The sequence below is a fragment of the Lutibacter sp. genome (assembly GCF_030692605.1).
In the GTDB taxonomy this organism is placed as follows: Bacteria; Bacteroidota; Bacteroidia; order Flavobacteriales; family Flavobacteriaceae; genus Lutibacter.
In genome coordinates this window covers 21,210-42,904 of sequence record NZ_JAUYUD010000072.1, presented here as the reverse complement: position 1 = coordinate 42,904, position 21,695 = coordinate 21,210, and the positions used below count along the sequence as shown (strand labels likewise).

The following is a 21,695-nucleotide window of genomic DNA, read 5'->3' as shown; positions in this document are numbered from 1 at the left end:
ATTTTGTCTCTTTCTTCTTTAAAATGAAGCCTACAAGATTCCTCGCTCCCAAAATTTGCTGTAAAACTGAATAAATTCATCGTTTTTTTTATCAAATATAACGCTTTTTTATTAATTATGGGTAATTACGGACAATCAATTTTAATTAATTCTTTTTTAGTTGTTTTTGAATTTTTTTAATGGCTGTTTCAATAGGTTTCTCAGGTTCAATAATGTTATATGTACCCCAAAAATCAGGGTCGCTAAATCCAGAGGCTTCGTCACTCATAATAATAGAAGATCGCATTCGATCTTTTGGTTTTATTAATTCAGAATTATCTATTATTTCCCAATCTGTAATTGCCATTTCGCTTGTGGTGTAATACACTGTATTGAATAATTTTTTACTCCAATTTATTTTAAAGCCTAATTGAATTCTACTATAACTATAATGCCATTTTCCATTTTTTACTACATAATCTACTTGATAACTGGCCTCAATTGCAGAAACATCGGCATCGTTAGGCTTTTTTACAATAAATAATTTACTTGCTTTTACAACATCGTCTAGGTTAAGATGAAATTTAGCATTTATAAGTGTAAGTGCTTGAGCATCAATATACAGTTCTCCGTAATATTGTGGATCTTCTATTTCTTTTTTTTGTTTAAAATTTACAACATATATTGGTCGGTTATCTATTTTGGTAGGTGATGCAAAACTAAAGTCAAAAACTTCCAACATTTCTTCCGTAAAAAAAGTGTTAGGATTTTTAATTATATCTAAATTTAAGGTGCTAATTGGACCTCCTTTTAATTTAAATGCAATAGTGTCCAATTTATCATAATCGGTGCTTTTACGAGACTTGTACAGCATTAAAGCATCATTTTTAACTGAAGTGTATGGTTGTTTATTAATTTCCAAAACCGCCTCGGAAAGTGATATGTAAGCTCTTCTTTTTTTAATAGTTTCTCTATAGAATGCTGTCATCGAGGTTAATTCATTCAAGTAATTACTACCTTTTCGTTTTAAAACTTCAAGAATTAAAGATTTTGCATCTTTAACCGTAATCTTTATTTCTTCAAGTTCTTCTATGTAGGTTTCTAATTTAATGATAGATTCATTTTTTAAATCTTTAAAAATTAGCACCTTACTGGTATACCCTAAAAAAGAAAATGTGATTAATTCATTTTGATATTTTTTAGGAACTTTTAATGTAAATTCTCCATTAGAATTTGTTACGGTACTAATATTGGTGCCGTTTACAGAAATTGAAGCGAAAACCAGTGGAGTTTTAGTTTTACTATCTACTACCAATCCTTTAACTCTTTGCACTCCAATAGTATCATTTAAAATTACATTTTTAGCATAGCTGTAATTTTGAAACATTATAATTAGAAAAAATAAGAGAACTGTACGATATAATGATTTTTTCGTTGAAAATGACACTTGATTTATCATGGCTTAAAAGTTTAAATTAAACTGCTAATTTTGACTACCGAAGTTAATGATTTTCAGGCAATTTATTTTAATTTTAATAAAATAAATCGAAGTTGTGTTTATTAGAATTAATTAGTTTATTTGGATTGTTTTAATTAAAAAAAGGCTGTATGAACAATAAGTATCCAGACAGCCTATTTTATTTTTTTTTATTTTTTTGGTATTGGAAAACCACGATCTCTCATTAATGCTTCAATATTTGCATCACGTCCTCTAAAATTTCTATATGCTTCTGCAGGGTCTGTAGAATTCCGTGGAGCAAATAAATATTTAATCATTTTAGCAGCCAATTCTTTATCATAAAAACCACCAGGAGCTTCTTCAAATGCTTCTGCAGTATCAGCAGTTAACACATCAGCCCACATATATCCATAATAAGCGGTTGCATATCCTTCACCCGAAAACACATGGCCAAAATGAGGCGTTCTATGTCTCATAACAACTTCTTTAGGCATATTCATTGATGTTAAAGTTTCTCTTTCAAAAGAATCTGCATCTATGTTTGATGGATCTGCCATATGAAATTTCATATCCATTATTGCTGAAGCCAAATATTCTGTAGTAGAAAACCCTTGATTAAAGGTAGCGGCTTGTTTAATTTTTGCAATTAGTTCTTTAGGCATTGGTTTTCCAGTTTTATGATGTACTAAAAACTGATTAATAACCTTGTCTGTAGATAACCAACGTTCTAATACTTGAGATTGAAACTCTGTATAATCTCTAACACCACCATTTAAAGTGGGATATTTTACTTCTGCTGAAAAGAAATGAAGGGCATGTCCAAATTCATGCAAAAAAGTGGTTGCATCGTCCCAAGAAACTAAAACAGGCTCACCTGGAGCAGGTTTAACAAAGTTTGAATTATTAGAAGCCAGTACATTTTTTTTGCCATCAAAAGTTGAATAGCTTCTGTAAGTATTTGCCCAAGCCCCAGATCTCTTACCTTGACGAGAATAAGGGTCTAAATACCATAATCCAATATTCTCTCCTGTGGTTTTGTTGGTAACTTCCCAAACTTTAACATCTTCTTGAAATACAGGGACCGAACCTTCAGGAACTGGTTTAAAATTATAGTTGAATAACTCACCAGCAACAAAAAATAGCGCTTGTGTTAATTTATCTAGTTGAAGGTATTGTTTTACTTCATCAGAATCTAAATCATATTTTTGTTTTCTAACTTTTTCTGCATAATACCTATAGTCCCAAGGTTCAATAGTTATGTTGTGGTTGTTAGCATTGGCAATAGCTTGCATGTCGGTAACTTCTTCTTTAACTCTGGCAATGGCTGCCGGCCAAACTGCATTCATTAATTGCATGGCGTTTTCAGGATTTTTTGCCATTCTATTTTGTAAACGCCAATCGGCATAATTATCGAAACCTAATAGGCCTACCCGTTCTTTTCTTAATTTTAAAATGTTAACAATGTTTTGGTTATTATCAAATTGATCTCCATTATCTCCTCGAGAGTAATAGGTTTTCCAAACTTTTTCTCTTAAAGCTCTTTCGGTTGAATAGGTTAAAAAAGGATCCATTGATGATCGTGTATTTGTAATGGCATACTTTCCTTCTTGCCCCTTGTCAGAAGCTGTTTTTGCAGCAGATTTTATCATAGATTCAGATAAACCACCTAATTGGTCTTTAGTAAGGTATATTACATAGTTTTCTTCATCTGCCAAAATGTTGTTTGAAAAATTAGTATATAAAGTTGAAAGTTCTTTATTTATTTCAGCATAACGTGCTTTTTTTACTTCATCTAATTCGGCGCCGTTCATAGCGAAACCTTCATAAGTTAGTTGAACAACGCGCTGTTGATCAGCTTCTAATGGTGTTTTTAAAGAATTGTCGAAAACTGTTTTTATACGTTGAAATAGTTCTTTGTTTTGAGATATTTTTGAACTAAATTCTGATAATATTGGAGCCATTTCTCCTTGAATTTTTCTAAATTCTGGAGATGACAAATTGCCTCCTAAAATACCATAATAAGTAAAAACTAGAGTAAGCTCTTTTCCAGCTTTTTCCATCGGAACAATTGTGTTTTCAAATGTAGGAGCGCTTAGATTTTTTGTAATTGCTTCAATGTCCAAAAGATTTAGTCTCATTCCTTCTTCTAAGGCAGATTTAACATCTGCAATGTTCATTTTATCAAATGCGGGAACACCACCGTATGGTCCGGTCCATTCTTTCAATAAAATATTGTTGTTTTCCATTGTTTCATTTGTTTGTCCGTAGTTGCTTATCGATATCATAACCATACAAAAAGCAAATATTACTTTTGCTGTAGTTGTTTTTAAATAGTTGTTCATGTTGTTGAAAATTAAATTTGAGCATTAAAGTATGAGTCAAATTTAACTATTTTAACGCAATTATTTTTTAATAAATTCTAGTTTAGAATCATTATAAAATACCAATTTAAAATAGAAGTAAAAAACATAAAAAGAAGGAACTACAAAGATGTAATTCCTTCTTTAAAATGTATTATTTCGAATTTAATTCAGCCAAAAATAATTTACCTACTATTAAAATTAAAAATTATTTATGGCCGCTTAGGGTTGGGTTAAATGTCCAAATTTCATCCCACGAATTTGAAAATGAATCATTCATATTTTCTAAAAATGGTTCCCAAGAATCCTTTCCATTAACTTTTATAAAAACATCTTTAAAATTATTATCTTTGTCTAATTCAGCCCAATTTTTATAAGGACTAACTGTTGCAATATGCCTTCCTAAATCACCTTGACGAAATTCATTGTAATAAACACTCCAAGGATTATCACCATCCATAGCCTTTAAGGTTTTACTCACCTGAGTGAATAGACTATTGACATTGTGTCCTTCATCTTTAACAACCTCAAAATATCTAATATATAGCAATGGATGTGATACTGAGTTGGGGTCTAACATATCTGTATTTGATAACTCTTTGTCTTTTTTCCAATATTCACCATTAGACATTTTTTTAACATATGGCATAATATTATCCCTCCAGTCATCGTCATGGGCTTTACTCGAAGGTCTCCCATCTAGATGTGAATAGGTTAATGGACCCATTTCCCATGCTATTTGTCCAACATTTGGACCTGTTGAAATATTATATACATATGCTTTATAAGGCCCTGCATTATGATAAGTTTGATTGTGCTTTCGCATATTTTCTCCTAGAATTTTAAGTTTGGTATTATCAGGAGTAATTGTTATGCTTTCCCACATAACATAATCTTTGTCTTGTGCTTCTACGCTTAGGAAAGTACCAAATACCATAGCAAGCAATGTCATAATTGAAATCGATTTTTTAATCATAATAAAAAATTTATTTAGTTAATAGTCAGCTATACAATAATTAATTGTACAGCATATTTAAAAGTTAAAAATTTTATGGAGTTAAAAAATATAATAAATAGAAAAGGCCAAAACCTTATTATTTAAGATTTAGTTCAGTTAGTAGGTAATCAAATATAGTAAAATTTATTTTAATATAAATTTTACATAAAAATCTAAGAGTCTCAATATGAATTAAATAATATATCGTACTTCAAATTGAAAAATTTTTAATCTAAAATAAAAAAGGAACTACAAATAAGTAATTCCCTTTTTTCAATGTTATAATTTGATTTTAAAATTTTAAATCACATTCAATATTTTATTTTTTTTTACCTGGATGATAGGTAGATTTAGCCCTTTTTTCTACATCTTTTCTATAATATGCTACTTCTTTGAATTGAACATCGGCATATCGTTGAGATTGATCTGCAAAATGAGGAGAGGTTGGATTGCCACTTTGACCGCCAGCAAGCATTGTTTTTGCCTTCACTGTTTTACCAAATTCAACAACTGCTACAAAACTATTTCCTGAAGTTCCGTAAATTCGTTTTGTATTGTATGATTTTGCGCCAAACGAAGCCAACGCACCCCATTTACTTGAAGCCATATCAATTGGAATACTTGGCAAACTATCATTAAAAGGTTGTTGAATAGCGCCATTAATGCGTTGATAACGGTTAATTTCTCCCCAAGGCGTGTCCCAAGTTCCAAAATCTGCAGTCAATTTATCAATAGTTTGTTTAAATATTTCTAATCGTTCTGTTAAAGGAGATGATGTTCCAAAATATTGTACAAGCTCTAAATTATTTAAACCATTTGGCTTTACACCATTTTGTAAATATTCCATAATGTAAAAATGTGCCATAGACATTGCTACAGATTCTTTTGCTGTAGCAAAATCCCATTTTCTGAGTACATCAATTGGTATTTTTAATGATTTGTCAGCTTTTGAAGTTTTATCATATGCTTCAATTAAACCAGGTATTAATACTTCAAAAGCTGGTAAATATGGATCATAAGCAAGTTCTATTAATTTATCTATAGTTAACTCTTTAGATTTTTCTAATAAACGAACTGTATGAATACCTCGAAAGTTCTCTTCATTTCTTGACATGTATTTTGGATAATCTTCAACCTTTGGGCTAAATTTTCCTGCACTTGTAAAAGGTGTAGAGTTACAATTTTGAATCCATCCATTAGCTGGATTGGTTAATGTAATTAATTCATTTACGGTATGAAGTCCCTTCCAATCGGTAGCTGGATTACTACCATCAAGTGGTTTGGTGAAATCGAAAATTCCATCTCGTTTTGGTATAAAATTGCCATGATAATAAGCAATTGTTCCGTCGGCATCGGCATAAACTGTATTGTTAGAGGAATTGGTTCTAATATTCATCATTGTATTAAACTCGTTATGATTGTTAAGTTTAGTTCGCGTAAATGATTGAATAAGTGCATTTACAGGATCCCACATCATTGCGGTTGCTACCCATTTGCCATCAACTGATTGAGTAATTGGGCCGTGATGAGTTCTATATGCAGTAAATTTCTTGTCTTTTAATTCTCCATTATTTGAATATTTTAGTAAAACTTCAAAGGTTTTTACAGGTCTTTGTTCCATTCCATAAGTATAGGTTAATCCAGTTTTAGATTCGGAAATGGTTTCAATATATTCATCCATAAAATCGATATCTGTTGAGGTGTGCATCCATCCAGTTTTTTCATTAAATCCTTGATAAACAAAAAATTGTCCCCAAGTTACAGCGCCGTACGCATTAAGGCCTTCTTCACTAACTACATGAACTTCACCTCTAAAAAAGAAGGAGGTATGCGGATTAATAAGTAGCATAGCGTTACCAGATTTTGTTAATTTTCCTGAAATGGCAAATCCGTTTGAACCTAGAGGTTCATTATCACTTAAACGAATTAAACCATTATGAATCGCACTAAATTTTTGAGATGAGCTATCTTGGTAAAACTCTTTAATTTTTTGGGTTGAAATGTTTTCAATATCCCCTCCAATAGAACCTTCACTAAAATACATAGGCATCCAAGGTTCGAAATGAGTTATTAGTTTTGGCTTTACTTCGGGATGGGTAAATAGGTAATAGTTAATTCCATCGGCAAAAGCATTACAAAGTTTTTTAAGCCATTCAGGACTTTTTTCATAATTAGCGATTGCTTCTTCCTTGGTCATAAATAATCGAGCTCTAAGATCGCTGTACAAGGCTTCCTCTCCTTCAACTTCTGCTAATCTTCCAATAGCCCAAATATAATTTTGTTCAACCCGGTTGAAATCATCTTCACACTGCGCATAGAGTAATCCAAATACGGCATCGGCATCAGTTTTACCATAAATATGAGGAACACCAAAATCATCACGAATAATTTCAACATTAGTAGCAATTGATTCCCAACGATCTTGATCTTTTTGTTCTTGGGTTTGAGGATTGGAACATGTGGTTATAAATAGGAGTAATGTAACATAGATGAGTTTCATAGATAGCTATGGTTTTATATTTTATTGTAATAAGTTGAGTATTTTAACTGGTTAAATTTAATAAATTAAATTAAATGGTTAGTATACATCTGTAATAACAAAAAAAGGAACTACAATTAAGTAATTCCTTAGTAAAGTCTTTTTACAGAACTTAGTTTTTAAGTTGTTCCTTACTTATTTTCTTAATAATCCACCAATGTGTTCCAAATAGAATGATACAGAAGAATGTTATTAAACTACTTACAACAATGGTGCGATGTGTTTGGTGTTTTGTTAAATTAATTTTGTCGGCTTTTGCATCTTCATACATTTTGTGCAATGTTTGGTCGTTAGGAATATACGCTTGATCTTTTTGTGTTGACTTAAGAATTTCCATTTTGAAATTTTCGAAAGAAGTTAAATTCAATTCATAATTGTTAGCGTATAATGGGTCGCCTCGATCAATTAGCGCTGATACTAAACTTGACAAAGAAATAAGAATGGTAATAACTGAAATTATGCAAATGATGATTGCATAAACTTGAATAGCTTTTTGTTTTTTTTCCATGATTTAAATTTATTAATTAAGTTAATATTAATTAGAAAATCTCTTAAAAATGGAGTTGGTGGGTATAATAAATGAAGTTAAATAAGTAGGTTTAACTCCACTTAAGATGGAAAAACATTTAACTTAATAAAGTTATGTAAAAATAGTTAAAGTCATCTATTGATTATAATATTTTTAAATTAAAATGTATAAAAAAAGGAACTGCATTGCTGCAACTCCCTTAATGATATGATGAGATGCTGAAACAAGTTCAGCATGATGTTTTTATTTAAACTACCTCAACAAACAAACCTGCATCAGTAGCGTTAACTTTCGCCAGATTATGCTTTGTAATACCTTTCAAGGTTTTGTCCCATTTTTTATTACTGAAACCACTTTTTATTTTTAAGTTGTTTAGTAAAATTGGAGTGGTGGCTTTTAACAATTCCAATAAAACTTTTTCGTCATCATTTAATTCAACTGATGGTGCTTTTTTCTCAGGTTTCATTTGAGGAAAAAATAATACTTCTTGAATAGAACTATTATTGGTCATGAACATAACCAAACGATCAATTCCAATCCCAATTCCTGAAGTTGGAGGCATTCCATATTCCAAGGCTCTAATAAAATCTTGATCAATAAACATGGCTTCATCATCACCTTTTTCAGATAGTTTTAATTGATCTTCAAAGCGTTCGCGTTGTTCAATAGGGTCGTTTAATTCAGAATACGCATTGGCTAATTCTTTCCCGTTTACCATTAATTCAAAACGCTCTGTTAAATCAGGATTCGTTCGGTGTTTTTTGGTTAGCGGACTCATTTCTTTTGGATAATCGATAATAAAGGTTGGTTGAATGTAGTGGTGTTCACATTTTGAACCAAATAATTCATCAATTAATTTACCAACACCCATTGTTTCATCAACTTCAACTCCAACTTTTTTACAAACTTCTTTTAATTGGATGTCGTTCATTCCAGCAACATCAAAACCAGTGTGAATTCTAATTGCCTCTAATATTGGCACTCTTGGATATGGTGCTTTAAAACTAACATCATTTTTTCCAATTTTCATTTCGGTGGTTCCATTAGAGTCTAATGCTACTTTTTCTAATAATTCTTCGGTCATATTCATCATCCAATTATAATCTTTGTATGCAACATATAATTCCATCACCGTAAATTCTGGATTATGCGTTCTGTCCATTCCTTCATTTCTAAAGTCTTTGGCAAATTCATAAACAGCATCAAAACCACCAACAATTAATCGTTTTAGATATAATTCATTTGCGATACGCAAGTACAAAGGCATGTCTAACGCATTGTGATGTGTTTTAAAAGGGCGAGCTGCCGCACCACCTGGAATTGGTTGTAAAATTGGTGTTTCAACTTCTAAATAGCCACGTTCATTAAAAAACTCACGGATTGATGTTGTAATTTTGGTTCTTTTTATAAAAGTTTCTTTTACAGTATCGTTTACAATTAAATCTACATAACGTTGACGGTAGCGTAATTCGGCGTCCGAAAAAGCGTCATGAATTTTTCCATCCGCATCTGTTTTAACAACTGGTAATGGACGTAAACTTTTAGATAAAACAGTTAATTCTTTAACTTTAACAGATTCTTCTCCAACATTTGTTTTAAAAACAGTTCCTCTAATTCCAATAATATCGCCCATATCCAATAATTTTTTGAATACAGTATTGTACATTACAGCCTCTTCATCACTACAAATTTCATCTCTGTTAATGTAAATTTGCATTCTGCCACTTGCATCTTTTAATTCAGCAAAAGAAGCTTTTCCCATAATTCTACGGCTCATCATTCTTCCAGCTAAAATAACCTCTTTACCTTCAAATTCTTCAAAATTTGATATAATTTGCTTAATGGAAGTAGTAGTTTTAAATTCTTCTGGAGGATAAGGATTGATACCTAGCTCGCGTAGTTTTTGTAAAGATTCCCTTCTAATAATTTCAAGAGGAGTTAATTGCATGCTGTTGTAATTTAAATTAATGGATTGCAAAGATACAATCAATTCAGAAAAATATATAATAATGAATGAAAAAGTGAAACTTAATTTGTTTATAGAAAAATTATTATATTTGTATGTTGTGTTGAACGATGTTTTTATACATCGCGGTTTTTTAAACCAATGGAAAGCATCCCGAATACCGGGAGGCTTTTTTTATTCCCCCTATTTTTTAAACTGGAAATTCTTTTAAAAGAATTATATTTTCACTCTTTTTTTGTGATGAACAGAAAATAATCTTTTTTAATTAAAAGCTAAAAAATACATTTTTATATTCCCAAAATTTTGAAATAAACAATCCTGTAAATACTAAAGAAGTTAGAAATTTTAAAAAGGTTGATGATAAAAAACCAATAAATGATCCAATTGCGGCTTTTAATGCTTTATTCACATTGTTACTATCATTTATTAATTCCCCAATAAATGCGCCAATAAATGGACCAACTATGAGGCCAATCGGGCCTAATAATATCATCCCAAAAAGCATTCCTATTATTGAACCAGTAATTCCAAAATTACTGCCACCAAATTTTTTTGTGCCAATGGCAGGAATAAAATTATCGATTATAGTTATAAAAATGGTAATTGCAAGGGTGATGCCTAAAAACCAATAATCCATTGGAATTATTTTAGTTAAATATAACAATAACAAACCAAACCAACTTGCTAATGGCCCAGGTAAAACGGGTAAAAATGAACCTACTAACCCCGTTATTATTAATAAAAAACCTATTATTAATAGAATAATATCCATAAATTAAAACTTAATTTTCAACATAGAAAGATAATTCATTTCTCATAATTATTATAGAATAAATAATAATGAAGTAATTATTTTGCTTAAATAAAATAAATTGTTGCTTCCCATAAAATGTTGTATTTTCACCTTATTAATTTTATACAATGTTGAAGCGATTTTTTAGTTTAATAAGCTGTTTTTTGTTGATTACATCCTGCACTTATATTGAAAAATATACTAAAAAAGAAGTGGTGCAAGTTGTTGATACTGTTATAGATTTTAGTAAGGTAGATGCGTTACCTGTTTTTCCAAAATGTAAAGAAATTCCGTCTAGAGAAAAGCAAGGCATTTGTTTTCAAATTGAAATGTCGTCTTATATTTATGCACTATTTCAAGAATATGAATTATTGATTAATCAAGAGATAAACGATACTGTTTTTGTGAAATTAATTGTAGATGTAAATGGGTTCACCAAGTTGTCTAGCATAAAAATGGATTCAACCACCAAACAATTAGTACCTAAGTTCGATAGTATTTTGAGAATTAGTTTGCAAAAACTTCCTAAATTAGAACCGGCAATTAAGCGCGATGTGCCAGTGGCAACTGAATTTACACTTCCAATTATTATTAAAAATTAGAATTTTTTAAAGTAAATTGTGAATGTATTTAATGGTTAGATGCATTCATTTTATTCATTAAGCATTTTCCAGAGCGTATCTTTTAATTCTACCAATCCTTGCTGAGCTACGGATGAAATAAATAAGGTTTCTATTCCTTTAGGCAATTCTTTTTTAAGTTCAGTTTTAAGTTCTTCATCTAACATGTCACTTTTAGAAACCGCTAATAATCTTCGTTTATCTAAAAGTTCTGGATTATGTTGTTTCAGTTCGTTTAGTAAAATTGCGTACTCTTCAATAATATTTTTTGAATCGGCAGGAATCATAAATAATAACGTTGAATTTCGCTCAATATGTCTTAAAAAACGATGACCTAATCCTTTTCCTTCGGCTGCTCCTTCAATTATTCCAGGAATATCAGCCATTACAAAAGTTTGAAAATCGCGGTACTCAACAATTCCTAAATTTGGTTTTAACGTTGTGAAAGCATAATCGGCAATTTTTGGTTTTGCCGAAGTTACCACAGAAAGCAAGGTAGATTTACCTGCATTTGGGAAACCAACTAAACCAACATCGGCGAGCAATTTTAGTTCTAATTGAAACCATCCATCAATGGCATCTATTCCAGGTTGAGAAAAACGTGGTGTTTGATTTGTTGAGGTTTTAAAATGGTGGTTTCCTCTACCACCCATACCGCCTTCAATTAAAATTTGTTCTGGATTTTCTGGGGTAATTTCAAAAAGCACTTCATTAGTATCAGCATTTTTTATAATGGTACCAAAAGGTACTTCTACATACACATCTTCACCATCTTTTCCAGTGCTGCATTGTTTTCCTCCGTCACCACCATGTTCAGCTCTAAAATGTTTTTTAAATTTTAATGAAAATAATGTCCATAATTGTGAGTTTGCTCTAACTATTACATGACCTCCACGTCCACCATCTCCACCATCAGGACCTCCCTTAGCAACGTATTTTTCACGATGCAAGTGAGTAGAACCTTTACCTCCTTTTCCAGAGGAAGCATAAACTTTAATATAATCAACAAAATTTCCTTCAGTCATCTTTATAGTTTTTCAAAAACGTCGCTTAAACGTTTTGTAATTTCTTCAATCTCTCCAACACCATCTATACCAAAATATTTATTTTGAGATTGGTAATAATCTTTTAAAATTTCAGTTTTTGTATAATATTCGTTGAAACGATTTAATATTTTATTTTCATCTTGATCATCGGATCTACCACTAGTTTTACCACGCTCTAGTAGTCGAGCAATTAATAGACTTGTAGGAACTTCAATGGTTATCATTCCGTCAATAGTTTCACCCCTTTCTTCTAGAAATTCATCAAGAGCAATAGCCTGAGCTTTTGTACGTGGAAATCCATCAAAAATAATTCCATTAGTATGAGGAACTTTATTAACAACAGATTTTAACATTTTAATGGTTACGTCATCAGGTACTAAATTTCCTTTGTCAATATATGATTTTGCTAAAATTCCAAGTTTTGTTTCATTTTTTATGTGTTTTCTAAAAACATCGCCAGTTGAAATATGAACAAGATGGTATTTTTCTTTTAACATATCGGCCTGTGTTCCTTTACCAACACCTGGAGGACCAAATAGAAGTATATTTTTAACTGTAGGTTTTGCTGTAAGTTGGTAAATATTTGCAAGATTTCGTCCTAGTCCATCATAATCTAAGCCATATCCAACAATAAATTCATCGGGTATGGATAAACCAATATAATCTATAGGTAATTCTTTTTTAAATACATCTGGTTTAAAGAATAATGTGGCAATTTTAAGTTGTTTTAATTTTTTATCTTTAAAGATATCATAAATTTCTTGAAGCGTGTTTCCGGTATCAATTATATCTTCTAATATAACTACAGTTCGTCCTTCTAGATTTTCATTTAACCCAACCAATTGTTTTATTTTGCCTGTAGAATTAGTACCATTATAGGATGCCAATTTCACAAAAGAAACTTCACAATTAAATTTATATTTACGAACAAAATCGGCCACAAACACAAATGAGCCGTTCAATATACCTATAAATATGGGGGTTTCATTTTTACAATCTTTTGCAACTTGTTTTACCAATTGGGTTACTGCCTCTGCAATTTGATCTTTAGAAATGTACTTTTTAAAAAGTTTGTCGTGTAGTTTAATAATGCTCATTTTTCCTCTTTTTGGCTAATTTAATAATCTAAATATTAAATCAGATTGTATTGTTTAATTTATTTGGTAATTTGAAATACAAAAACCGTTTTGAAATCTCAAAACGGTTTTTAATAGTTAATTTAATTTTATTTATTTGGTCTTTTTGTCAAATTTTTTAACGGTGTCATATAAAATTGGTGATGCAATAAACCAAGATGAGTATGTTCCTACACCAATACCTACAATTAATGCAAACATAAATCCTTTAATAGAATCTCCACCAAATAAGAAAATAGCAACTAACACTAATAAAGTAGTTAACGATGTATTTATAGTTCTACCCATAGTGCTATTTAAACCTGTATTGATGACTTTTGCAAAAGGCCAAGTACTATGTGTTTTTGAGAATTCACGAATTCTATCAAATACAATTACGGTATCATTTATGGAATAACCCAAAACAGTTAAAATTGCCGCAATAAAAGTCTGTCCAATTTCCATATCGAATGGTAAAACCTTATAAAATAATGAGAACACTCCAAACACAACCAAAACATCATGAAATAATGAAACAACAGCACCAAAACTATATTGCCATTTTTTGAATCGTAATAATATATATAAGAAAATTACAAATAAGGAACCTAAAACGGCCCATCCTGCAGCAGTTTTAATATCATCTGCAATAGTTGGTTCAACTTTCATAGAACTCATAATACCAGCAGGTCTATCTCCACCATAACCAGGTTTAAATTCTTCAAAGGTTACACCACTTGGTATGTACGATTTTAACCCTTTAAATAATAATCCCTGAACCTCATCATCAATATGATTTCCTTCTTCTTCAATCTTATATTTAGTTGTAATTTTTAACTGACTAACTTCTCCATAAGTTTTAACTTCTGGCATATCACCAAAAACATCTTTTAAAGAAACTGAAACGTCAGTAGCGTTCATAGCTTTATCAAACTTAACAACGTATGATCTACCACCTACAAAATCTACCCCATAATTTAATTTATTAGTAAATAATGAAACGATACTGATAATAATTATTACAGTTGAAAATACGTATGCTATTTTTCTAAGTTTTAAGAAATCAATTTTAAAATTGTTAAACCAATTTTTAGTAATACTGGTATCAAATGTGAAAAGTTTTCCTTTTCCAGCGTACCAATCAATTAATAACCTTGTAATAAATATTGCTGTAAATAAAGAAGTTATAATACCTATAATAAAAGTATAAGCAAATCCTTTTACAGGTCCAGTTCCAAATACATATAAAATAATACCGGTAAGAAGTGAAGTAACGTTTGCATCTAATATTGCAGAAAATGCACCGTCATAACTAAAACCATAAACAATAGATTGTTTTAATCCTTTGCCTCCTTTTAATTCTTCCTTAATACGTTCGTATATAATTACGTTTGCATCCACGGCCATACCAATGGTTAATATAATACCTGCAATACCTGGCAGAGTAAGTACGGCTCCAAACGAAGTTAGAATTCCAAAAATGAAAAGTAGGTTAACAATTAAAGCAATATCTGCTATACCACCAGCTTTTCCATAATAAAATGCCATCCATATAAACACAATTAATAATGCCAATGCAAAAGATTTTATACTAGCATCTATTGCTTGTTGACCTAACGATGGCCCAACAACTTCAGATTGAATAATGTGAGCCGCCGCAGGTAATTTACCTGCTTTTAAAACGTTTGCAATATCTTGAGCTTCAGCAACGGTCATGCTTCCTCCTGAAATAGAAGTTCTACCATTGGTAATTGATGTATTTACAGAAGGTGCTGTATAAACATAATCATCTAAAACAACGGCAACAAATTTACCTACATTTTCAGTAGTCATTTTTGCCCATAATCTTGTTCCAGAAGCATTCATTGTCATACTAACCTCAGGTTTTCCAGTTTGTCCAAATTCTTGACTTGAATCATCAATTACGTCACCTTCAATTGGAGCAACATCTTCTCTATTAGATTTTATACCATATAGATTAATCATTGCCACTTCTTCCTGTGTTTCAGTTAAAGTTGCACTAAAAGTTTTTGCGTCCCATAAAAATTTGGCAAATTTCATTTCAGCAGATAACTCATGTCTAACTTCAGTCATTCTCAAGTATTCATTTACCTTAGCAGTATCAGAAACTTTAGCAGTTCCAATAATAGAAGACACCATGTTTTCATTTTGTGGTACACTAGGAGTTAAAACTGAAAATAAATTTTTAACTTGTTTTGGAGTTACTGAATCTGAAACTTTACCTAATAAATCATCTATATTATCTGATTTTGCAGTCGTTTCTTTCGATCCAGTTGCTTTTAAATAATTTTCAACAACAGTGTTTGCTGCAAAAAAGAAATTGGCAGTTTCTTGGTTTGAATAAACTTCCCAAAACTGTAATTCAGCAGTGCTTTGTAATAAATTTTTAACACGGTCAATATCCTTAGCTCCAGGTAATTCAATTAAAATACGACCAGAGTTACCAATACGTTGAATGTTAGGTTGTGTAACACCAAATTTATCAATACGACTTCTTAATACTTCAAAAGCAGTACTAATTGAACCAGAAATTTCTTCTTCAATAATTGGCTTTACTTGTGCATTTGTTAATTGAAAATTAATTTTTTCACGTAAAGCCTTATTTCCAAAAATACTTGGGTCGCTTAATTTTATTTTTCCTTTACTTAGTTTTTCAAATTCTTCGAAAAATAAATTCAAATAAGTATCATCACTACTTTTAGAACGTTCAGTAGCTTTTGCTAATGCTTCATTAAAAGTAGGGTTTTTAGAGTCGTTTGCTAATTTTATCAAAATATCTCTAACAGAAACTTGTAAAATAGCATTGATTCCTCCTTTAAGGTCTAATCCTAAGTTTAGTTCCTTACTTTTAATTTCAGAATAATTAAAACTAGTGAAACCTAAATCTATAACAGGTTTGTTAGCAATAGAGTCTAAATATGCTCTTTCTAATTGTGCAATTTCTCTACCGTCATTTGACCTCGCTTCGGCATATATTTTTGCTTTTTCCTCTACACCAGACGTAAACCAAGTGAATGATAATTGATATAAACTCACTAATCCAAACAGGATGGCAAAAAGTTTTATAAGTCCTTTATTTTGCATGTTAAATTAATTTAAAATTTATTTTTTAATAAACGTGCAAATATATAATTTCAAATAGGAACTAACAATTCTTTTTGCCTTTTTATCTTAACAATGAAGGTCTTATTTAATTGTGTTAAAAAATAAAGGCTATTTTCTTATATTTACCCCTTAAAATCTAAATTATAATGAATTTTTTAACTGATATTGAAATTGCTCAAGGAAAAGAATTAAAACATATAAAACTTATTGCAGCAAAGTTGGGAATTGATGAGGATGATCTTGAAATGTATGGCAAATACAAAGCAAAACTTCCATTAAGTTTAATAGATGAAGAAAAAATAAAAAACAATAATTTAATTTTAGTTACCGCCATGACTCCAACACCTGCAGGTGAAGGAAAAACAACCGTTTCTATTGGCTTAACTGAAGGTTTAAATAAAATTGGGAAACAAGCTATGGTTGTTTTACGTGAACCATCTTTAGGCCCTGTTTTTGGAATTAAAGGTGGTGCAGCGGGTGGTGGTTATTCTCAGGTTGTGCCAATGGAAGATATAAATCTTCATTTTACAGGTGATTTTAACGCCGTTGAAAAAGCAAATAATTTATTGGCAGCCCTAATTGATAATAATTTACAAAGTCAATGCTGTAATTTAAATTTAGATTCAAGAACCATTCTTTGGAAACGAGTTATCGATATGAATGATCGCTCGCTTCGTAAAATTACCATAGGTTTGGGCGGAACTGCAAACGGTATTCCACGTGAAGACGGGTTTAATATAACTCCAGCATCAGAAGTTATGGCAATACTTTGTATGGCAACCGATTTTGAAGATTTGAAAAACAGACTGGGCGATATTTTAATTGGATTTACATTTGATAAAAAACCTGTTTTTGCTCGCGATTTAAAGGCAGAAAATGCAATGGCAATTTTACTGAAAGATGCTATTCTGCCTAATTTAGTACAAACTTTAGAAGAAAATCCAGCAATTATTCATGGAGGTCCTTTTGCTAATATTGCTCAAGGTACCAATACCATAATTGCAACTAAAATGGGATTGTCTTTGTCAAATTATGTGGTTACTGAAGCTGGTTTTGGAGCCGATTTAGGCGCTGAGAAGTTTTTAAATATAAAATGTGTTGCTGCAAAATTAAATCCTAAAGCAGTTGTTTTAGTGGCAACAATTAAAGCATTACGCCATCATGGCGGCGCTAAAACTGACGAGATTAACACGCCAAATAGCGCTTTTGTTGAAGCTGGTTTTTGCAATTTGGAAAAACACATTGAAAACATTAGAAAATTTAATATAGAACCTGTTGTTGCTATCAACACTTTTACATCTGATACGTATGAAGAAATTAATTTTGTGATTCAAAAGTGTAAATCAATTGGTGTAAAGGCAGTTGTATCTAACAATTGGGCAAAAGGAGGTGACGGCACCAAACAATTGGCAAAAGCTGTGGTTGCTGTGGTTGAGTCAAATGCATCGCACTTTAAACCATTGTATGATTGGAATATGCCTGTGAAAGATAAAATTGAAATTATTGCCAAAAAAATTTATGGTGCTGATAGTGTAGATTTTGACAAACAAGCCAAGTTAAATTTAAAACGAATTGAACGGTTAGGTTTCAACGATTTTGCTATTTGTATGGCAAAAACACAAAAATCATTTTCAGACAATGAATTTTTAATCGGGCGCCCTAAAAACTTTGTAGTAACAGTACGTGAAATTGAAATATCAGCTGGTGCTAAATTTATAATCCCAATTTTGGGGCAGATGATGCGTATGCCTGGATTGCCGGCGGCACCTGCTTCTGAAGGAATGACAATTGATAATAATGGTGTAATTTTTGGTTTGTCGTAATTGTTTTGAAATAAATTTTAGAAGATTGATTTTAAAAAGGTTTGCTCAAATAAGGGCAAACCTTTTTTATTTAAAATGTAATTTCATTCCTTCGTGGGAAGTTTTAAAACCCAAATCTTCATAAAATTTAATGGCGTTGGCTCTTTTTTTATCGCTGGTTAATTGTAATAAATGTGCATTTCGCTCTTTTGCTCTTTCAATTACCCAAGCAAATATTTTTTTTCCAATTCCTTGTCCTGTTAAGTCTTGCCGTACAAATACATTCTCAATTTGTGCCCTTAATTTGCCTTGATAACTCAAATACGGAATAAAAGTAAGTTGAAAAGTACCTATAATTTCGAGATCGTTTTCGTTTTCTAGCACCATTAATTCCTGATTTGGGTCTGAATTAATAATTTCAAAAGCCGTGTAATAACTTTCAGGCAAAGGATTCTGGTACTTTTCCCTTAAGTTGCCCAAATTGTCATTTGCTAACATTTTTACGATACATGGAACATCATTTTTTGTTGCTCTTCGGAAAGTCATACTTTTTTCACTCATAAGTAATAAATGCGTTAAAAGGGTTTATGCAATTTGTGTTTTTAGCATTTAATTTCAACTATTGGTTTGCGTAATTTTACTTTTTTTTAGTTAACAACGGTGCTGTGTAGGTATTGTATAACTCAAATAAAAACTCAATTCGGGCATTTTCTGTAGTAAACGCTTGTGGGCGGTAACATAAATCTACTGCTTTGTCTAATGCTTGGTGTGCTTTTACCAATTTTGGTGGCATTGTTAATGGATCGTATAAATCTGCCAAACTGCTCTCTTTAAATTCTGCTCTTACATCCAACACTTTTTGTGCTTTTTCTGTTACTTGTTGTTGGTTTTTCTCGCTTAATTCTAATGGCCAAGGATAATTGTTGTAAACCATTTCATTTGAATATCGATAATCGCTTTTTATTCTTCCACAAATATATTTTACCCAAACCATATGCATTTCAGAATGAAGCACACCAAACTCAAACAATGTTGCGTTTGCAATTACACTGGTAGAATTATTTGCAATATAACCTTCATCAAAAAACCCCATTGGTATGTATTTTCTGTTTTCTGAAGAATGTAAAGGAATTAAAACATAATTAGATTTTGGTTGTCTAATTTCGCCAAACAATGTTGGGAATGCAGCTAATTTTTGAGTTGCGGCTCTGCTACTATTTAATCGAAGTGTTTTTACATTTTCAACTCTTTTTTGTACTTCACTTAAAGCTCTTAATTCATTTGGTTTAATAGTTGTTAACCATAAACACCAACGGTTTTTTCCATTTAAAAATTCGTGAGCACTTACCAACGGTTTAAAAAAGTTTACTGCATCTGGCTCTAACACTAAAAAAGCATCTTTTTCTTCATCAGAAAATAAAAAATTACCTCCATCATTTGGCATACTTCCAAATGAAATAGTAGAAACATTGCAAATTGGTTGTCTTCTTTTAGCAATAATCAAATCATTTGCTTCAACCAAATAAGGGTTAATGTTTTTTACAGTTTTTACATGAGGTTCTCCTTTAATGTCATCATATTCAAACAGCATTTTATTTTTTGTGTCAAAATTTGCAAAACCTATAATTACACAATGTACAGCAGCTTTTCCTCGCGCCTCATTTGTCCAACTAAATGTGTTATGCGCAAAATGTATTTTAATTTTAAATGTGTTTAATAATTCATTCCATAAAATCCCAGTTTGTTCACCTTGTGTTATAGAATTGGTTGAAACAAAAGCAACTTTAATAGGCGATTTCGTAATATAGTTAGCCGCTTTATAATACCACGCTGCAACATAATCTAAAACTCCTGCACCTTTAACCTTGCCAAAAACCAAGTTCATATCTTCTTTTTGCTCCTTTGTTTGCAAAGATTTTCCGTAAAAAGGGGGATTTCCAATAATATACGAAAGTTCGTTTTTTGGCACTACGTTTTCCCAAGGAATTCGTAAGGAGTTGCCATGTACAATTTTAGCTGCTTTTTTTAATGGTAAGCGCACAAAATAGTGCCCAAATTCTTCTGAGATGCGCATATTCATTTGGTGGTCTATTAGCCACATCGCAACTTCGGCAATTTTAGTGGCAAACTCATCGTACTCAATGCCATAAAACTGGTCTACATCTAACCATAAAATACTTGAAACATCTAAAACTTGTTCGCCAAACTTAAACTGTTCTCTTAAAATATCCAGTTCTAACAAGCGCAATTCTCGGTAGGTAATAATTAAAAAATTTCCGCTACCACACGCTGGGTCTAAAAATTTTAAGGTAGATAATTTGTGATGAAATTCTTTTAGTTTGTTTGAGTTGGATTTTACTTTGTCGAACTCTGCTCGTAGTTCATCTAAAAACAAAGGTTTTATTAATTTAAAAATATTTTTTTCGGAAGTATAATGCGCGCCTAAGTTTCTACGTTCTTCAGGATTCATCACACTTTGAAACAACGAACCAAATATAGCAGGCGAAATTTTACCCCAATTTAATTTTGAAGCTTCTAATAAAATGCTACGCATTTTGGTGTTAAAAGCAGCAATTGGCAATTGTTCTTCAAATAATTTACCATTTACATACGGAAACTGACTTAAATGTTCGTCTAAATTTCTAAGTCGTTGCTCTTTTGGTGTATTTAAAATTTGAAAAAATTGTGCCAATAAAGCACCTAAATCGCTACCATCTTCATTGGTTTTTTGGTCTATATATTCTTTAAAAGTGTCTTTTTCAAAAATGCTGGTATCATCGGCAAATAAAATAAAAAGAAGTCGCACCAAATACACTTCTAAATAATGTCCTGTATAACCAAATTCTTCTAAATGGTCGTGCAGTTTTCCCATTAATTCGGCTGCTTGTATGTTTACAGGATCTTCTTCTTGAAATGTTCTTTTTTGATAACCAGCAATAAAGCCAAATTGCTTTACATTTTTATAAAAGTCTTTAATATGAAATTCAATTTCAAGGTTTTCATCTAAATCGTATAATTTAAAACGCTCAAAATCAGATACTAAAATGTATTTTGGCAATTCGTATTCTTTAATTCCGTGAAAATAATCGGTAGCTTGTGTAAAAGCAGTATCTAGGTTTTTTCCTTTCGATTTATGTTCAACCAACAAGGTTCCTTTCCAAAAAAGATCTATAAACCCTTGCTGATTGTTTAGTTTTTTTACAGGTTCTTCAAAGGTAGCAACACGCCTTCTGGAAATTCCAAAAACATCAAAAAAATCGTTCCAAAAACTATCTTTTTCTGCGCGTTCTTTCTTTTCGTTAGCCCATTCATTGGTAAATTTTAATGCGCGGTCTTTAATTTCGTTCCAGCTTAATGCCATTTC

General features: G+C 31.2%; 14 protein-coding genes. 2 read left to right on the top strand and 12 right to left on the bottom strand.

Annotated elements, in window-relative coordinates:
- Positions 1–145: 145 nt before the first annotated feature.
- The 7 genes from Q8S45_RS06715 to Q8S45_RS06685 form a co-directional block, all read right to left on the bottom strand.
- The gene (locus tag Q8S45_RS06715; protein WP_305602680.1) at positions 146–1,366 is read right to left on the bottom strand and encodes a carboxypeptidase-like regulatory domain-containing protein; all 1,221 of its coding nucleotides are present in this window, start codon (positions 1,364–1,366) and stop codon (positions 146–148) included.
- Between the two features lie 260 nt (positions 1,367–1,626).
- Positions 1,627–3,723: a M3 family metallopeptidase gene (locus Q8S45_RS06710; protein ID WP_371132990.1), complete on the bottom strand. Its 2,097-nt coding sequence runs from the start codon at positions 3,721–3,723 to the stop codon at positions 1,627–1,629.
- Positions 3,724–4,006: 283 nt separating this feature from the next.
- On the bottom strand, positions 4,007–4,774 hold the full coding sequence (locus Q8S45_RS06705) for a hypothetical protein (RefSeq protein ID WP_305602678.1): 768 nt from the start codon (positions 4,772–4,774) through the stop codon (positions 4,007–4,009).
- 340 nt (positions 4,775–5,114) lie between these two features.
- Positions 5,115–7,295 (bottom strand): acylase, encoded by a 2,181-nt coding sequence (locus tag Q8S45_RS06700; RefSeq protein ID WP_305602676.1) that lies wholly within the window; start codon positions 7,293–7,295, stop codon positions 5,115–5,117.
- Between the two features lie 151 nt (positions 7,296–7,446).
- Positions 7,447–7,842, bottom strand: coding sequence for a hypothetical protein (locus tag Q8S45_RS06695; protein WP_305602673.1), 396 nt, complete (start codon positions 7,840–7,842; stop codon positions 7,447–7,449).
- A gap of 268 nt (positions 7,843–8,110) precedes the next feature.
- Complete coding sequence (gene lysS / locus Q8S45_RS06690) at positions 8,111–9,811, bottom strand: lysine--tRNA ligase (RefSeq protein ID WP_305602671.1); 1,701 nt, start codon at positions 9,809–9,811, stop codon at positions 8,111–8,113.
- A 283-nt stretch (positions 9,812–10,094) separates the two neighbouring features.
- The gene (locus Q8S45_RS06685) at positions 10,095–10,601 is read right to left on the bottom strand and encodes a DUF456 domain-containing protein (RefSeq protein WP_305602668.1); all 507 of its coding nucleotides are present in this window, start codon (positions 10,599–10,601) and stop codon (positions 10,095–10,097) included.
- 188 nt (positions 10,602–10,789) lie between these two features.
- Between Q8S45_RS06685 and Q8S45_RS06680 the strand changes: the two genes are divergently transcribed.
- Positions 10,790–11,224 carry a hypothetical protein gene (locus Q8S45_RS06680; protein WP_305602666.1) on the top strand — a complete coding sequence of 145 codons (435 nt, stop codon included), beginning with the start codon at positions 10,790–10,792 and terminating at the stop codon, positions 11,222–11,224.
- Positions 11,225–11,274: 50 nt separating this feature from the next.
- Here the strand turns inward: Q8S45_RS06680 and obgE are convergent, their stop codons facing one another.
- The 3 genes from obgE to secDF form a co-directional block, all read right to left on the bottom strand.
- Positions 11,275–12,267, bottom strand: coding sequence for a GTPase ObgE (gene obgE / locus Q8S45_RS06675; protein ID WP_305602664.1), 993 nt, complete (start codon positions 12,265–12,267; stop codon positions 11,275–11,277).
- A 2-nt stretch (positions 12,268–12,269) separates the two neighbouring features.
- A complete protein-coding gene (locus Q8S45_RS06670; RefSeq protein ID WP_305602662.1) occupies positions 12,270–13,385 on the bottom strand; it encodes an adenylate kinase in 1,116 nt (371 codons plus the stop codon).
- 132 nt (positions 13,386–13,517) lie between these two features.
- Entirely contained in the window at positions 13,518–16,508 is a 2,991-nt protein-coding gene (gene secDF, locus Q8S45_RS06665; protein ID WP_305602659.1) for a protein translocase subunit SecDF, read from the bottom strand.
- Positions 16,509–16,675: 167 nt separating this feature from the next.
- Here secDF and Q8S45_RS06660 point away from each other — a divergent pair, with 167 nt between their 5' ends.
- Complete coding sequence (locus tag Q8S45_RS06660) at positions 16,676–18,352, top strand: formate--tetrahydrofolate ligase (protein WP_305602658.1); 1,677 nt, start codon at positions 16,676–16,678, stop codon at positions 18,350–18,352.
- 66 nt (positions 18,353–18,418) lie between these two features.
- Here Q8S45_RS06660 and Q8S45_RS06655 read toward each other — a convergent pair whose 3' ends face one another.
- A complete protein-coding gene (locus tag Q8S45_RS06655) occupies positions 18,419–18,892 on the bottom strand; it encodes a GNAT family N-acetyltransferase (RefSeq protein WP_305602656.1) in 474 nt (157 codons plus the stop codon).
- 76 nt (positions 18,893–18,968) lie between these two features.
- Positions 18,969–21,692: a DNA methyltransferase gene (locus Q8S45_RS06650; protein ID WP_305602653.1), complete on the bottom strand. Its 2,724-nt coding sequence runs from the start codon at positions 21,690–21,692 to the stop codon at positions 18,969–18,971.
- Positions 21,693–21,695 lie beyond the last annotated feature (3 nt).

What these genes read in the sequence shown, in the direction of transcription:
- Q8S45_RS06715 (WP_305602680.1), bottom strand. Translation starts at nt 1,366, where the DNA reads ATGTTTCAAAATTACAGCTATGCTAAAAATGTAATTTTAAATGATACT.
- Q8S45_RS06710 (WP_371132990.1), bottom strand. Translation starts at nt 3,723, where the DNA reads ATGATATCGATAAGCAACTACGGACAAACAAATGAAACAATGGAAAAC.
- Q8S45_RS06705 (WP_305602678.1), bottom strand. Translation starts at nt 4,774, where the DNA reads ATGATTAAAAAATCGATTTCAATTATGACATTGCTTGCTATGGTATTT.
- Q8S45_RS06700 (WP_305602676.1), bottom strand. Translation starts at nt 7,295, where the DNA reads ATGAAACTCATCTATGTTACATTACTCCTATTTATAACCACATGTTCC.
- Q8S45_RS06695 (WP_305602673.1), bottom strand. Translation starts at nt 7,842, where the DNA reads ATGGAAAAAAAACAAAAAGCTATTCAAGTTTATGCAATCATCATTTGC.
- lysS (WP_305602671.1), bottom strand. Translation starts at nt 9,811, where the DNA reads ATGCAATTAACTCCTCTTGAAATTATTAGAAGGGAATCTTTACAAAAA.
- Q8S45_RS06685 (WP_305602668.1), bottom strand. Translation starts at nt 10,601, where the DNA reads ATGGATATTATTCTATTAATAATAGGTTTTTTATTAATAATAACGGGG.
- obgE (WP_305602664.1), bottom strand. Translation starts at nt 12,267, where the DNA reads ATGACTGAAGGAAATTTTGTTGATTATATTAAAGTTTATGCTTCCTCT.
- Q8S45_RS06670 (WP_305602662.1), bottom strand. Translation starts at nt 13,385, where the DNA reads ATGAGCATTATTAAACTACACGACAAACTTTTTAAAAAGTACATTTCT.
- secDF (WP_305602659.1), bottom strand. Translation starts at nt 16,508, where the DNA reads ATGCAAAATAAAGGACTTATAAAACTTTTTGCCATCCTGTTTGGATTA.
- Q8S45_RS06660 (WP_305602658.1), top strand. Translation starts at nt 16,676, where the DNA reads ATGAATTTTTTAACTGATATTGAAATTGCTCAAGGAAAAGAATTAAAA.
- Q8S45_RS06655 (WP_305602656.1), bottom strand. Translation starts at nt 18,892, where the DNA reads ATGAGTGAAAAAAGTATGACTTTCCGAAGAGCAACAAAAAATGATGTT.
- Q8S45_RS06650 (WP_305602653.1), bottom strand. Translation starts at nt 21,692, where the DNA reads ATGGCATTAAGCTGGAACGAAATTAAAGACCGCGCATTAAAATTTACC.